The organism is Nocardioides endophyticus (assembly GCF_039543845.1).
GTDB lineage: Bacteria > Actinomycetota > Actinomycetes > Propionibacteriales > Nocardioidaceae > Nocardioides > Nocardioides endophyticus.
This window is the reverse complement of the sequence record NZ_BAABKN010000022.1, coordinates 12,899-27,074: the sequence shown is the minus strand read 5'-3', so window position 1 is coordinate 27,074 and position 14,176 is coordinate 12,899. Positions and strand designations below refer to the sequence as shown.

The 14,176-nt window shown below is 73.7% G+C and carries 16 protein-coding genes; 8 read left to right on the top strand and 8 right to left on the bottom strand.

Going from position 1 to position 14,176, the window contains the following annotated elements; all coding sequences use genetic code 11:
• Window positions 1–76 precede the first annotated feature (76 nt).
• Together ABEA33_RS16920 and ABEA33_RS16915 are read left to right on the top strand one after the other, a co-directional pair.
• The gene (locus ABEA33_RS16920; protein ID WP_345528056.1) at window positions 77–2,404 is read left to right on the top strand and encodes a DEAD/DEAH box helicase; all 2,328 of its coding nucleotides are present in this window, start codon (window positions 77–79) and stop codon (window positions 2,402–2,404) included.
• A gap of 9 nt (window positions 2,405–2,413) precedes the next feature.
• Window positions 2,414–2,719, top strand: coding sequence for a hypothetical protein (locus tag ABEA33_RS16915; protein WP_345528054.1), 306 nt, complete (start codon window positions 2,414–2,416; stop codon window positions 2,717–2,719).
• Here the strand turns inward: ABEA33_RS16915 and ABEA33_RS16910 are convergent.
• From ABEA33_RS16910 to ssd, 7 genes are all read right to left on the bottom strand, one after another.
• On the bottom strand, window positions 2,713–3,087 hold the full coding sequence (locus ABEA33_RS16910; protein ID WP_345528052.1) for an Rv3654c family TadE-like protein: 375 nt from the start codon (window positions 3,085–3,087) through the stop codon (window positions 2,713–2,715). The genes ABEA33_RS16915 and ABEA33_RS16910 overlap by 7 nt on opposite strands.
• Window positions 3,084–3,515: a TadE family type IV pilus minor pilin gene (locus tag ABEA33_RS16905; RefSeq protein ID WP_425577444.1), complete on the bottom strand. Its 432-nt coding sequence runs from the start codon at window positions 3,513–3,515 to the stop codon at window positions 3,084–3,086. Before ABEA33_RS16905 ends, ABEA33_RS16910 begins: the two co-directional genes overlap by 4 nt.
• Window positions 3,515–3,727 (bottom strand): DUF4244 domain-containing protein, encoded by a 213-nt coding sequence (locus tag ABEA33_RS16900; RefSeq protein WP_345528050.1) that lies wholly within the window; start codon window positions 3,725–3,727, stop codon window positions 3,515–3,517. Before ABEA33_RS16900 ends, ABEA33_RS16905 begins: the two co-directional genes overlap by 1 nt.
• Before the next feature lie 148 nt (window positions 3,728–3,875).
• Window positions 3,876–4,601 carry a type II secretion system F family protein gene (locus ABEA33_RS16895; protein WP_345528048.1) on the bottom strand — a complete coding sequence of 242 codons (726 nt, stop codon included), beginning with the start codon at window positions 4,599–4,601 and terminating at the stop codon, window positions 3,876–3,878.
• Window positions 4,602–4,668: 67 nt separating this feature from the next.
• Window positions 4,669–5,448 carry a type II secretion system F family protein gene (locus ABEA33_RS16890; RefSeq protein WP_345528047.1) on the bottom strand — a complete coding sequence of 260 codons (780 nt, stop codon included), beginning with the start codon at window positions 5,446–5,448 and terminating at the stop codon, window positions 4,669–4,671.
• Window positions 5,445–6,605, bottom strand: a complete 1,161-nt coding sequence (locus tag ABEA33_RS16885; protein WP_345528046.1) for a TadA family conjugal transfer-associated ATPase — start codon at window positions 6,603–6,605, stop codon at window positions 5,445–5,447. Before ABEA33_RS16885 ends, ABEA33_RS16890 begins: the two co-directional genes overlap by 4 nt.
• Window positions 6,602–7,651, bottom strand: coding sequence for a septum site-determining protein Ssd (gene ssd / locus ABEA33_RS16880; RefSeq protein ID WP_345528045.1), 1,050 nt, complete (start codon window positions 7,649–7,651; stop codon window positions 6,602–6,604). The genes ABEA33_RS16885 and ssd overlap by 4 nt, the downstream gene beginning before the upstream one ends.
• A gap of 121 nt (window positions 7,652–7,772) precedes the next feature.
• Here ssd and ABEA33_RS16875 point away from each other — a divergent pair, with 121 nt between their 5' ends.
• A complete protein-coding gene (locus ABEA33_RS16875; RefSeq protein WP_345528043.1) occupies window positions 7,773–8,567 on the top strand; it encodes an HAD family hydrolase in 795 nt (264 codons plus the stop codon).
• Between the two features lie 277 nt (window positions 8,568–8,844).
• Here ABEA33_RS16875 and ABEA33_RS16870 read toward each other — a convergent pair whose 3' ends face one another.
• Window positions 8,845–9,570, bottom strand: a complete 726-nt coding sequence (locus ABEA33_RS16870) for a Fic family protein (protein ID WP_345528041.1) — start codon at window positions 9,568–9,570, stop codon at window positions 8,845–8,847.
• Window positions 9,571–9,605: 35 nt separating this feature from the next.
• On the opposite strand from ABEA33_RS16870, the gene ABEA33_RS16865 reads away from it, so the two are divergent.
• Genes ABEA33_RS16865 through ABEA33_RS16845 form a run of 5 tightly spaced genes read left to right on the top strand, consistent with a single transcriptional unit; the run spans window position 9,606 to window position 14,145 of the window.
• Window positions 9,606–10,409, top strand: a complete 804-nt coding sequence (locus tag ABEA33_RS16865) for a class I SAM-dependent methyltransferase (protein ID WP_345528040.1) — start codon at window positions 9,606–9,608, stop codon at window positions 10,407–10,409.
• A gap of 16 nt (window positions 10,410–10,425) precedes the next feature.
• Entirely contained in the window at window positions 10,426–11,541 is a 1,116-nt protein-coding gene (locus ABEA33_RS16860; protein ID WP_345528039.1) for a sensor histidine kinase, read from the top strand.
• The gene (locus ABEA33_RS16855) at window positions 11,538–12,272 is read left to right on the top strand and encodes a LytR/AlgR family response regulator transcription factor (RefSeq protein WP_345528037.1); all 735 of its coding nucleotides are present in this window, start codon (window positions 11,538–11,540) and stop codon (window positions 12,270–12,272) included. Before ABEA33_RS16860 ends, ABEA33_RS16855 begins: the two co-directional genes overlap by 4 nt.
• Window positions 12,269–12,643: a DUF485 domain-containing protein gene (locus tag ABEA33_RS16850; protein ID WP_345528036.1), complete on the top strand. Its 375-nt coding sequence runs from the start codon at window positions 12,269–12,271 to the stop codon at window positions 12,641–12,643. Before ABEA33_RS16855 ends, ABEA33_RS16850 begins: the two co-directional genes overlap by 4 nt.
• Window positions 12,640–14,145 (top strand): sodium/solute symporter, encoded by a 1,506-nt coding sequence (locus ABEA33_RS16845; protein WP_345528034.1) that lies wholly within the window; start codon window positions 12,640–12,642, stop codon window positions 14,143–14,145. The genes ABEA33_RS16850 and ABEA33_RS16845 overlap by 4 nt, the downstream gene beginning before the upstream one ends.
• Window positions 14,146–14,176 lie beyond the last annotated feature (31 nt).

Genomic DNA, 14,176 nt, shown 5'->3' with positions numbered 1-14,176 from the left:
CGTACGGCGCCTTTCTGCGGCTTCCTGGTCACCTCCGCAGTCACCTGGTGTCGGCGCTCTCGGTCAGAATGGACCGATGTCCACGACCCCGCGCTCCCCGTCGGTCGACCTGGGAGACCTGGTCGACCGGCTGGCGTCCGTGCCGGGGCGGGAGGACCGGTTGCGGCACCTGGAGGTGCTCCCTCCCCGCGCCGCACGTGAGGCGGCGTGGCCGGACTGGGTGGACCCGGACGTGGCGGTCGCGTTCCGAGCCCGCGGCGTGGACCGGCTGTGGCAGCACCAGGCGATCGCCGCCGACGCTGCCCGCCAGGGGCAGCACGTGGTGCTGTCCACGGGCACCGCCTCGGGCAAGAGCCTCGGCTACCAGCTGCCGGCGCTGACCGCGATCCGCGAGGCCCGGGGACCGCGCGGGCAACGCGGCGCCACCGTGCTCTACCTGGCACCGACCAAGGCGCTCGCGCAGGACCAGCTGGCCAGCGTCATGACCCTGGGGCTCGACGTACGCGCCACCACTCACGACGGCGACAGCAGCCGCGAACAGCGCGACTGGGCCCGCGACCACGGGGAGTACATCCTCACCAATCCCGACATGCTGCACCGATCGCTCCTGCCCGGACACCAGCGGTGGGCGCCTTTCCTCGGCTCGCTCCACTACGTCGTGGTCGACGAGTGCCATCACTACCGGGGCGTGTTCGGCGCTCACGTCGCCCAGATCCTGCGGCGGCTGCGGCGGATATGCGCGTCGTACGGCGCGGCCCCGACCTTCGTCCTGGCCTCCGCGACGGTGGCGCAGCCGGACCTGGCCGCGGCGCTACTGACCGGTCTGGACGTCATGGCGGTCACCGACGACGCCTCGCCGCGGGGTCGGGTCTCGCTCGCGCTGTGGGAGCCGCCGTTCACCACCCACACGGGCGAGAACGGCGCACCCGTGCGACGCGCCGCCTCGTCGGAGACCGCGGACCTGCTGGCCGACCTGGTGTCGTCAGACGTCCGCACGCTCGCGTTCGTGCGTTCGCGTCGGGGCGCGGAGCAGGTGGCGATGACCGCGGCCGAACTGCTCGCGGATGTCGACGCCTCGCTGCCGGGCCGGGTGGCGGCCTACCGCGGCGGCTACCTCCCCGAGGAGCGCCGCGCCCTCGAGGAGGCGCTGCGGAGCGGGGAGCTGATCGGGCTCGCCGCCACCAACGCCCTCGAGCTGGGGATCGACGTCAGCGGGCTCGACGCCGTGCTGATGGCCGGCTTCCCCGGCACCCGCGCCGCCCTGTGGCAGCAGATCGGCCGGGCCGGTCGCGGCGCCCGGGACGCGCTCGGGATCCTCATCGCCCGCGACGACCCGCTCGACACCTACCTGGTCAACCATCCGGAGGCGCTCCTCGGCCGGCCCGTCGAGGCGACCGTCTTCGACCCGGCCAATCCCTACGTCCTCGGGCCGCAACTCTGCGCCGCCGCCCAGGAGCTGCCCCTGACCGAGGACGATCTGGCGCTCTTCGGCCCGACGACGCGCGAGGTCGTCGACGCGCTCACCGACGGCGGCCTGTTGAGGCGCCGCCCGCGCGGTTGGTACTGGACGGACCGGCGCCGGGCCAGCGACCTCGCCGACATCCGCTCCGCGGGTGGCGCTCCGGTCCAGCTGGTCGAGGAGGAGACCGGACGGGTCATCGGCACCGTCGACGCCTCGAGCTCGCATGGCACCGCCCATCCCGGCGCGGTCTACGTGCACCGCGGAGAGACCTGGCTGGTCCGCTCGCTCGACCTCGAGGAGCACGTGGCCGTCATCGGCCGCGCCGAGCCCGACTACTCGACGACGGCGCGCGAGGTCACCGACATCTCGATCGTCGAGGAGCGCGAGCATGCGCGGTGGGGGTCCTGCCGGCTGTCCTTCGGGGTGGTGGACGTGACCCATCAGGTAGTCGCGTTCCTGCGGCGCCGCCAGCCCGGCGGTGAGGTGCTCGGCGAGGAGCCGCTCGACCTGCCCGAACGATCCCTGCGCACCGCCGCAGTCTGGTGGACCGTGCCCGAGCACGCCCTGGCCGAGTCGGGCCTCGCTCCCGCCGACCTGCCTGGCGCCGCGCACGCCGCGGAGCACTGCTCGATCGGGCTGCTGCCGTTGTTCGCCACCTGCGACCGCTGGGACATCGGCGGCGTCTCGACGGCTCTGCACGCCGACACCGGACAGCTGACGGTCTTCGTCTACGACGGACACCCGGGCGGCGCCGGCTTCGCAGAGCGCGGCTTCCGTACGGCGCGCGCCTGGCTGAGCGCCACCCGTGACGCGATCACCTCCTGCACCTGCGACGACGGCTGTCCGTCGTGCATCCAGTCCCCCAAGTGCGGCAACCAGAACAACCCGCTCGACAAGACCGCTGCGGCCGCCCTCCTCGACCTACTGCTCGATGTGCCATAGCCTCCGCGCATGGTCTTCGGTCTGTTGGTCCTCCTGGTCGGCGCGCTCGCGGTCGTGGCCGCCGTATTCACGGCCGACGGCACCAACGTCGAGATCCTCGGCCTCGACGTCACCGCGCTTGGCCTGTACCTCATCGGGCTCGGCAGCGGCCTCGCCATCCTCTGGGGCTTCACGATCAGCAAGTGGGGCACCAAGCGGAGCCTGCGGCAGCGCCGCGAGGCCAAGCAGCTGAGCGAGCTCTCGGAGAAGCTGGACAAGCACGACGCCGACCGTCGTACCGACCAGGACGGCAACAGCAACGACCGCAGCTACTGAGTCGCCGGTTGCGCCGCTTGGCTTGAACCTGTCGGCCCTGCCCGTGCCTCGGCGGTGAGGTCGGCGGTCTGACCCAGCCAGTGCGGCCCCGTGACCTCGACCCGGAGCCGCACCTCCCGACCCGTCACCTGGCAGGACGTGAGGGCGGCACCGTTGGCCCCGATGATGCGCCCACCGGCAGCACAGCCGTCGGCGCCGGCGGCCAGGGCCTGCGCGGCGGCCAGCGCACCCAGGTCAGCGGCGGACTGCGCGCGACGATGTGCGTGGACCATCGCGGCCACGACGCCGAGAGCTCCCGCCAGGAGGACCAACAGGCCGAGACAGGCGATGGCGAACGGCGTCGCCGAACCGCGTTCGCCGGCCCTCACCGCGACGCCTCCTCGGTCGCCGCGACGGCCTGGGCGGAGACCCGGGCGAACGGCAGGTCGAAGAGCCCGCCAGGTCCGGACACCCGCCCGACGACGACGGCGGTGACCTCGCCACCGTTGTCGCGGACGGTGACCGCACTGCCGGGTGGAGCGACCCGCTCGCCACGCGCCACGGCCACGTCCGTCGCGTCGCCCCGAGCGACGGCACGGGCCGTCTCCCGGGCGGCGTCGACGGCGCGCACCTGCGCCGTGCCCACCGCGAGCAGCCAGACCAGGCCGATCGTCACCGCCATCAGCAACGGCAGGGTCATCGCCAGCTCGGCGGTCGCGGCGCCGCGCTCGTCGCGGCGAGGGCGTGTCTCCCACGTCAGCCCCGCGCAGCAGGCGCTCCGACCTGGGTGGCACGCGTGAGCGGGTCGCGGTCGCACTACCCGATCCCCAGCAGCCCGAGGACGTGGTCGAACAGCGTCTTGAGCAACTGGTCACCGAAGCCACCGGTCAGCAGCTTGTAGAGCAGTCCGGCAAGGCCGGCACCGGCGGCGGTGCCGACGGCGTACTCCGCTGTGGTGATGCCGCGCTGGTCTCGGACCGCGGCTTCACGGCGAGGGCGGCGGGCGAATGGGCGAGGGGGCAACGACATGGTTTCTCCTTGTTCTACTGGTGATCCGGGCCACCCGATGTGGCCGGACGACGTCGACGATCCGGGATCGGCGGCCGCGCTGCTGGGGCCATCGGGTCAGCTGTGGAGAACGCGGTCGGCACGTCGCCGGTGGACGATTCGTGGCGTCTCACAGGTCGAGCCCGGTCAGCAGGGCGACCGCCAACGGCACGATGCCGATCAGCACGAACGCCGGCAGCAGACAGAGGCCGAGCGGCACCGCGGCCTGGACCCCGACCGCCCTGGCCCGCTCCTCGGCCTCGGACCGACCGGTCCGGGAGAGCTCGTCGGCGAGCCGTTCGACCGCGGCGACGACGGGCGCCCCGGTGGCGTGCGCCCGGGCCAGGGTGCGACCGAGGCTGACGAGCGGTGGGTCGTCGGCGAGGGAGGACCACACCTGCTCGGGGTCGAGCCCGACCGAGAGCCGGGCGGCCACCCCGGACAGCCGGTCGGAGGCCGGACCGGGCAGTGCCCGACAGACCTGGTCGATCGCGTCTGCGGGCGCCGCGCCGGAGCGCAGGGCGGCGGCGAAGAGAGCGACGACGTGCGGCAGGTCTCGGGCCACCGCCCGTCGTCGTACGCGCACCCTCGCCGGCTCCGCACGGCCGATCACGACCCAGGTCGACACGGCAGCCGCTGCGCCGGCAGGCACCCCGGCGGGGCCGGAGACGAACACCACCGCCGCGATCCCCGCGAGGGCCGACCACAGCAGCCGGTGGCGGCGCAGCCACCCCGCGTCGGCGCCCGGGCTCGTTGCCGCAGTCGCCGACGCGGAGGGCATGACGGGCAGCGTCGGGCGCGACCGCACCAGGAGCGCCACCGCTGCTGCCGCCGCGACGGCCGCCAGCCACGTCACGCGGCGTCCCTGCGAAAGCGTGGGCTGGAGGAGCGGAGCGGAGGAAGTCCGCGGTTTCGTGGGCAACTCATGCGACCTCCTCCGCACTGCGGGCGATGGCCTCGATCCACCAGAGCCCGGCAAGCCCGAACGCCAGCCCGAGCGCCAGGCACCCCAGGCCCGGAGCGGTGCCGAGCAGGAAGCCCCAGGGATCACCCCCCGCGCCCGAACCCATCGCGAGCGCCAGCACCGGGAGCCCGGCCACCAGACGCGCCGTGGCCCGTGCCGAGGCGAGCTCACCTGCGACGACCCGGCGAGTGCCGGCGGCGGCGCGCAGGGACTCGGCGACCCGGTCGATCGTCGTCGCCAGTCCTTCGCCTGTGCGGTGCGCGACCTGCCACGCCGCGGCGACGACCCGCAGGTCGGCGGCGCCGTCGAGCTCGGCGGCCAGGGCGCGCATCGCCGCAGGCACGTCGGCGCCGACCCGGAACGCGGCCGCGACCGGCGCCAGCGGTGACCAGGCCGCGGCCGCCCGGTCCAGGCACTCCCCCGGCGCCTGCCCGGACGCGAGCTCGCTCGCCATCGCCTCGCACGTCTCCAGCACCCGCGCCGAGACCTGCTCGGCCGCCTTGCGCCGCCGTTGCCGTCGGACCAACGCGACGCCAGCCGACGCGGCGCCCGCCACCACGAGGAGCAGTGCACCGGCGCGGGGTGCCACAACGGCGGCCAGCACCCCTGCCCCCAGCACCGCCGGGAGCACCCACCCGCGCGAAGCCGTCGGGACGCCTCGGGTCAGTCGAGGCGGCGGCCGGACCAGCAGGGCGGCCGCCAGCGCCGAGCAGCCTGCTGCGATCGCCGCGGCGCTCATGTCGCCGCTCTGATCCGGTCCGCGAGGATCCCGGCAGCCGGGCCCGGCCGGGGCCGACCGTCACGGGACACCTCGAGTGCCGACACCATCGACACCAGACCGTCGGTTGCCCGGGCGGGCACGGCGACCTGCCGGAGCCGGCGTACGCCGTCGGCGTCGCGAGCCAGGTGCAGGACCACGTCGACGGCCGAGGCGAGCTGGCTGTGGGCCGCTTCGCGACCGAGTCCGGCGGCGAGCGCGAGCGCCTCCACCCGCGCGGGCACATCGATCGCGGAGTTGGCGTGCAAGGTGCCGCACCCGCCCTCGTGACCGGTGTTGAGGGCGGCCAGCAGGTCCACGATCTCGGCCCCGCGGACCTCACCGACCACCAGCCGGTCCGGTCGCATCCGCAGCGCCTGCCGCACCAGGGTGCGCACCTCGACCGCGCCGGCGCCCTCGAGGTTGGCCGGACGCCCCTCCAGAGCGACGACGTGCGGATGGTCGGGGCGCAGCTCACTGGCGTCCTCGACGACGACCAGGCGCTCGTCGGCGCCGACCCGCGCGAGCAGGGCGGCGAGCAGGGTCGTCTTGCCCGATCCGGTGCCGCCGCTGACGAGGAATGCAAGACGCGCGGCCACGATCGCCTCGAGCAGCTCCGCGGTGGTGCCGTCGAGCGTGCCGTGCTGGACCAGCTCGTCGAGGGTGAAGCCCTGCCGCCGCGGGACGCGCAGCGAGATCACCGTCCCCGGACGGGCGAGCGGCGCCAGGACGGCGTGGAAGCGGGTGCCGTCGGGGAGCCGGAGGTCGACGTACGGCGTCGCGTCGTCGAGCCGGCGCCCGCCCAGCGCGGCCAGCCGCTGCGCGAGCCGGCGGACCGACTCCTCGTCAGGGAAGCGGACGCTCGTGAGCTCGAGGCCGCCCCCGCGGTCGAGGTAGACCCGCTCCGCTCCGTTGACGAGTACGTCGGTCACGCCCGACGTCCGTAGCAGCGGCTCGAGCGGACCGGCGCCGACCACGTCACGCCGGAGCGTCTCGTAGACCGCGAGCACCTCGGCGTCGCCGACGGGCCGGCCGGCCTGGCGCAACGCCTCGGCTACCCGGTGCGGGGTCAGCTCACCGGGCGTGCGCGCCAGCCGGTCGCGCACCGCCTCGAGGTCGGGCGAGGCAGTCACGTTCATGCCGCGGCCGGGTGCAGGAGCGCAAGCTGGTCGAGGACGTCGTCGGCGGCCCGGCCGAGAGCTCCGCGCCGGGAGCGCACCGGCCCCAGGCCGAGGTCGATGGACTCGGCGAGGCCGCGCTGGTCGGACATCGTGGCGAGCACCGGGACCCGCGTCGCCCGGGCGATCGCCGGCGACTCGACACCGCCGCCCCGCACGACCAGGCGCACCCGGCTCGGGTCGGGGTGCCGGGCACAGATCCGGACCGCGGACGCGACGCCGGCAACCGTCGGGACGACCACCACGAGCAGCCGGTCGCACCGGGCGGCGAGCTCGTCGACCAGTGGGTCGCTCGACCGAGGTAGGTCGACCACGACGAAGTCGTGACCGCGCTGCGCCGCCGACAGGACCTCTCGTACGGCGAACGCCTGCAGCGTGCCGGTCGCGCCGGCCCGCCAGGTGAGCGCCGCGAGATCGTCGCGGCGCGGCATCGCCTCACGCAGCGACCGGGCGCTGAGCCGGCCGGTCGTGTGGCACAGCCCGTCCCAGCGCACCCCATCGCGGTCCTCGAGGCCGAGCACCCGGTCGACACCGGGGCCGAGCGGGTCGGCGTCGATGACGACGGCGCGCCCGCGTCGCGAGGCCAGCTGCCCGAGCGCGCAGGCGAAGGTCGTCGCGCCCGCCCCACCACTGCCGCCGGTCACCCCGATCACCGTGCCGGCCGATCGCTGGGGGTCGCCGAGGTCGGTGAGCGCTTCGACCAACCAGGCCTCCGAGGACGGCAGCTGGGCGACGCTCTCGCCACCCAGGGCGACCGTGGCCCGGAACATCTCGTCGGGGACCGGACCCCAGGCGACCACGTGAACCCCGGGTCTGCGGGCGGGCGAGATCGCCGCCAGCTCGGCGGCGGCATCGGCACCGACCAGGACCAGCGGCGCCATCGGCCACAGGCGCAGCGCGGCACCGGTGTCGGGTGCGACGTCGGGGGTGATGCCGGCCGCCGCAGCCAGTCGCAGCAGCTGGTCGAGGAGGGAGTGGTCACGGGTGACGAAGAGCGGAGCAGTCATGCCGGCGATGCTTCCTGGAACCGTCGCTCGGCGGCGACCGCGCCGATTTCCCTTGTGGAGAAGGGCGTTCGACACCCTCCCTGTGGACGGAACCCGGCCGATCGCCACCTACGATGAGGTCATGGCGCTCACCGCGGCCTTCTTCGACCTCGACAAGACGATCATCGCCAAGTCGAGCACTCTTGCGTTCAGCAAGCCCTTCCAGGCAGGCGGTCTGATCTCCCGGCGCGCGGTCCTGCGCTCGGCGTACGCGCAGTTCGTCTACCTCGTCGGCGGCGCGGACCACGACCAGATGGAGAAGCTGCGGCAGTTCATGTCGCAGCTCTGCACCGGCTGGGACGTGGCGACCGTCCGTGAGATCGTCGCGGACACGCTCTACAACGTCGTCGAGCCCCTCGTGTACGACGAGGCCGTGTCACTCATCGAGGAGCACCGGTTGGCCGGCCGCGACGTCGTGATCGTGTCCGCCTCCGGTGCCGAGGTGGTCGAGCCGATCGCGGCGATGCTGGGCGCCGACCGCGTGATCGCGACCCGCATGGAGATCGTCGACGGCCGCTACAGCGGCGAGATCGAGTACTACGCGTACGCCGAGGAGAAGGCCCGCGCCATCCAGGAGCTCGCCGACGAGGTCGGCTACGACCTCGAGCGCAGCTACGCCTACAGCGACTCGGTCACCGACGTGCCGATGCTCGAGGCCGTCGGGCACTCGTACGCCGTGAATCCGGACAGGGAGCTGCGCAAGGCCGCCGCCGCCCACGAGTGGCCGATCCTGGTCTTCACCAAGCCGGTCGCCCTCCGCGCCCGGATGCCGTTCCCACCCGCGAAGCCGACGCTGGCGGCACTCGCCGTGGGCGGGGTCGTCGCGGTCGGTGGGGTGCTCTGGGCCAGCGCCCGACGCCGTCGTCTAGGGGCCTGAGCCGCCCCACACATGGCCGATCATGTCAACCCTTGCGGACTGCTCGGGACCGGCGTACACATGAAGACAGAACTCCATATCCTGCACGTGAACCTGGTACCCACGCGGCGATCTACCCTTCATCAGGGCGCTGGCCGAGCCGGGATACACCCGGGGCCGCAGTTAGAAGAAGCACGCTTGGTAGCCAACGGTCTCACGTGTCAGCGACGGCACCCGGCCCACCACTCGAGAACCGGGTGCCGTTTGCGTCTCCAAACGGTGAGGCGACGGACGACGCCTAGTCGGCCGCCCGCCGCAGCGGGCTCGCCTCGGCGCCCGCCGAGTACGCCTCGGCCGCGTAGAGCAGCCAGGAGTGCACGCCCGCGACGCCACCGTCGCGGTAGCCGCGCAGGTTGGACTCGTACGCCGCACGCAGCGCCAGGTGCCCGGCCTCCGGCACGACCAGCGACTTCTCGTCGACGCCGCGCGCGACCAGCACCAGCCGCTCGGCGGCCCGGGCCACGAGGCCGTTGTGCGACGCGAACGGGGCAGCCGTCGCGAGCGTCGCGTGCGCGATCGCCGCGACCAGCAGGGCCGGCGCCTCGGTCGGCGCGGTCAGCAGCTGGCCGACGCCGCGGAGCGTCTCTGCCGCGGCGCCGTCGCGGGGCCGCCCCCGGCTCTCGGCCGGGAGCCCGGCGGCGGCCAGCGCGTGGATGCGCGCCAGCGCCTGCAGGGGCGCCCGGGTGAGGGCCGGCGCCAGTCCGAGCAGCTCGGTCGAGACCCGGACCGCGTCGGCCGAGATCTCGTCACCCGTCCCGGCGCGCACCTCGGGCAGCGTCGCGGTCGAGCCCTCCAGCACCGCGCTGGCGTGGGCGCCCCGCAGCAGGCTCTCCCCGGTCGTCTCGGGAGAGGTACGCCGCAGGCCACGGTCGCGCAGCATCACGTCGATGCCGTCGCGGGCGGCGGCGTACGCGGACGGGACTCCCTCCAGGGAGACCAGCTGCGACAACGGGTCTTGACTCACTCGGTGAAGGCTACCGAGCGGGTACGGTGAGCCCGATGAGTGACCAGCCCTCCCCCGCCCGTGCCTTCGGCTCCGTCGCCGATGCCTACGACCGTGGCCGGCCTGGCTACCCCGCGGAGGCCGCGGCCTGGCTGGTCGGCGACGAGCCGATCACCGTGCTCGAGATCGGCGCCGGCACCGGCAAGCTGACCGAGGCGCTCGTCGCGCTCGGCCACGACGTGCACGCCACCGACCCCGACGACGCCATGCTCGCGCGGCTCCGGGCCCGGCTCCCCGACGTGCCCACCTCCGTCGCCTCCGCCGAGCAGCTCCCAGCCGCCGACGCGTCGTACGACGTCGTGGTGGCCGGGCAGGCGTTCCACTGGTTCGACCACGACGTCGCCCTACCGGAGATCGCCCGCGTGCTGCGGCCCGGCGGCCAGCTCGCACTGGTGTGGAACAAGCGCGACGAGCAGATCCCCTGGGTCCGCAAGCTCGGCCGGATCATCGGCAACCCGGACCGGCAGGAGAGCGTGGCGCCGCTGCAGGCCTCGGCGTACTTCGACGACGTCGAGGACGCGTCGTTCCGGCACTGGCAGACGATCGACCGGACCTCGGTCCAGGACCTGGTCGTCTCACGGTCCAACGTGGCGGTGCTCGACGACGACGCACGACAGGCCAAGGTCGCCGAGGTGCTTGCGTTGTACGACGACTACGGCCGCGGCATGGACGGCATGCAGCTGCCGTACGTCGCCTCGTGCTTCCGCGCGACGGTGGCAGCGCGGCCTGAATCGACGATGACGGAGCCGTCGGGCAAGCCGGCCGAAGCCGACGACGTCCTCCTCATCGACTTCAGCTGAGCGCGGACCGCCGACGATGCCTCGCCCGTGGCGCCGCCGGCACCTGGGGACCGAGGCCGACCGCGCCACCTTCCGCACCCTCCACAACGCCTCGCTCGCGGCACCGCCACTGCGAGCCGGGCTCACCGGCGAGAGCGCGGAGCGCAGCATCCGGCATCTGCACGACCTGCTCGGCAGCCCGGCCCTGGCACTGACCGACACCGCGGGCCTGCTCGCCTGGCACGGCTCCGGCCAGCACCACGAGGAGCAGTGCGCGCGGCTCGCCGCGACGACGGTCGAGGTCGGGCGTACCCGGGTCTTCGACCGTGGCGACCTCCCCTGTACGACAGCGGGCTGCGAGATCCGGGCGGCGGTGGTGAGCCCGCTGGTCACCGAGGAGCGCGTCGTCGGCACGCTCCAGGTGTTCGCCACCGAGCCGACCGCGGGGCTCGCCCGGGCCGCCGACGAGGTCGCGCAGTGGGTGGGCGCGCAGCTCGAGCTCGCCGAGCTCGACGCCTCGCGCACCCGGTTGATGGAGGCCGAGGTGCGCGCCATGCGGGCCCAGATCAGCCCGCACTTCATCTACAACTCCCTCGGCGCGATCGCCAGCTTCGTGCGCACCGACCCCGACCGGGCGCGCGACCTGCTGACGGAGTTCGCCGACTTCACCCGCTACTCCTTCCGGCGCCACGGGGAGTACACGACGCTCGCCGAGGAGCTCCGGTCCGTCGAGCGCTACCTGCTGCTGGAGCAGGCGCGGTTCGGCGACCGGCTCCGGGTGACGCTGCGGATCGCGCCGGAGGTCCTGCCCGTCGCCGTACCCTTCCTCTGCATCCAGCCGTTGGTCGAGAACGCCGTACGCCACGGCCTCGAGTCGGCCGAGGACGGCGGCTCCATCAGCATCATCGCCCGAGACCAGGACCAGGAGTGCGTGATCGAGGTGGAGGACGACGGAGTGGGCGAGGACCCCGACGTCGTACGGCGTGCGCTCGCCGGCGACGCGACCCTGGACTCCGTGGGGCTCGGCAACGTGGACGGCCGGCTGCGCAGCTCCTTCGGCGACGACTACGGTCTGGTCGTGGAGACCGCACCGGGCGCCGGCACCAAGGTGACCGTGCGAGTGCCGAAGTTCGCGCCAGGAGTCCACATATGAGGGTCTTGGTGGTGGACGACGAGAAGCCTGCCCTCGACGAGCTCGCCTACCTGCTCGCGGCCGAGCCTCGGGTCACCGACGTCGTCACCAGCTCGTCGGCGACCGAGGCGCTGCGGATCCTGCAGGAGGGCGAGGTCGACGCGGTCTTCCTCGACATCCAGATGCCGGGCCTGACAGGGCTGGAGCTGGCGCAGGTGCTCCGCCGCTTCCGGAACCCACCGCCGGTCGTCTTCGTCACTGCACACGAGCAGCACGCGGTCGAGGCCTTCGACCTGCGCGCGGTCGACTACGTGCTCAAGCCGGTCGGGGCGAGCCGGCTCGCGGAGGCGGTACGCCGCGTCGCCAGCACCCTCGACGGCGCGACCGAGTCCGCGCCTGCCCGAGACGAGGCGCAGGTCGCCGTCGAGCGCGGCGGCGTGACCCGCTTCATCAACCGCTGCGACATCACCCACGTCGAGGCGCAGGGCGACTACGCGCGGCTGCACACGGCGGCCGAGTCCCACCTGCTGCGCAGTCCGCTGACCACGCTCGAGGAGGAGTGGGCGAGCGCCGGGTTCGTCCGGATCCATCGCTCCCTCCTGGTCTCGCTCACCCACGTCACCGAGGTGCGGATGGACGGGGGTCGCTGCACGGTGGTCGTCGGGCCTCGCGGCGAGGAGCTCGTCGTGAGCCGCCGGCACACCCGCGAGCTGCGCGAGCTGTTGCTCGCCTCGCGGACCGTCGGGCCGTGACCGAAGGGGTGCCGTCGGAGCGGGTCCGGGTCACCGGCCCACCGCGCCGACGGCCGCCCGCCGGACGCACCTCCGACATCGACGCCGGCACCCGGCTCGGAGGCGTCTACATGCGGTCACTGCTGCGCGAACAGCTGCGGCTCGCCCTCGGCGTACTCACCGTGATGGCGCTGTCGATCGGCCTGCTGCCACTCGCGTTCTACCTGGCGCCGGGCCTGTCCGACGTACGCCTGCTCGGGATGCCGCTCGGCTGGCTGCTGCTCGGTGTCGCGGTCTATCCGGCGCTCGTGTCGCTCGGCTGGGTCTACGTACGACGGGCCGAGCGCAACGAGCGCGACTTCGCCGAGCTCCTCTCGGAGGTCGACAGGTGAATCCCGGCCTCGACGCGGCCCCCGGGATCGTCGCGATCACCCTGGTCACGATCGCGACCCTGGCGATCGGCACGTGGGGGCTGAGATTCTCGCGGACCACGAGTGACTTCTTCGTCGCCTCGCGGTCGGTGCACCCGCGGCTCAACGCGAGCGCGATCGGTGGCGAGTACCTGTCGGCCGCGTCGTTCCTCGGCGTCGCCGGGCTGGTGCTGCTCAACGGCGCCGACATGCTCTGGTACCCCGTCGGGTGGACCGCCGGCTACGTCGTGCTGCTCGTGCTCGTCGCCGCCCCGCTGCGACGGTCCGGCGCCTACACGCTGCCGGACTTCGCCGAGGCCCGGCTGGGCTCGCGCGGCGTACGGGCCGTCTGCTCGGTGCTCGTCGTCGCGATCGGCTGGCTCTACCTGCTGCCGCAGTTCCAGGGTGCCGGCCTGACCCTGCGCTCTGCGGTCGGGGCGCCGACCTGGGTCGGCCCGGTGATCGTCGGCGTCGTCGTGCTCGCCAACGTGACGTCCGGCGGGATGCGCAGCATCACCTTCGTGCAGGCCTTCCAGTACTGGCTCAAGCTGACCGCCCTGCTCGTCCCCGCCGCGGTGCTGCTGGTGGTGTGGGCCGGCGACTCGTCGCCCCACCCGCCCGGTGCCGGCGGCTGGTCGGTGCCGTTGGCGTCGGGCGGTGCGTCCGGCCTCTACGTCACCTACTCCCTGATCATCGCGACGTTCCTGGGCACCATGGGCCTGCCGCACGTGGTCGTGCGCTTCTACACCAACCCCGACGGGCGAGCGGCCCGCCGTACGACGCTCGTGGTGTTGGTGCTGCTCGGCCTCTTCTACCTGCTGCCGCCGATCTACGGCGCGCTCGGCCGGATCTACGCGCCGGAGCTGGCGACCTCGGGGAGCTCGGACGCGCTGGTGCTCGAGCTGCCGCGGATCATGGTCGACGGCCTGCTCGGCGAGGTGCTGACCGGGATGGTGACGGCGGGCGCCTTCGCGGCCTTCCTGTCGACCTCGTCGGGACTGTCGATCGCCGTCGCAGGGGTGCTGAGCCAGGACGTCACCGCGCGGTCCCGGCTGGGCGGGGTCGCGGCGTTCCGCCTGGCGGCGGTCGTGGCCGTGACCGTGCCCTGCGTCGTCGCGCTGCTGGTGCCCAACCTCGGTGTCGCCCGCGCGGTCGGCCTGGCCTTCGCGATGGCGGCCGCGACGTTCTGCCCGCTGCTGTTGCTGGGCATCTGGTGGCGGCGGCTCACCCCCGCCGGCGCCATCGCCGGACTGGCCGTGGGTGGGTTGAGCTCCGCCGTCGCGATCGCGTGGACGGTCAACGTCTCCATCCCGTCCGGGTGGGTGGACGCGCTGATGGGCCAGCCTGCGGCGTGGACCGTGCCGCTCGCCCTTGCCACGATGGTCGTCGTCTCGCTGGTGACCCGCTCGCGGGTCCCCGACCACACCGACCGGTTCCTGGTGCGGCTGCACACGCCGGAGACGGTGGAGCTGGACCGGGGGTGAGGGCCGCCAACCCATGCAACGCGGTGTTGTG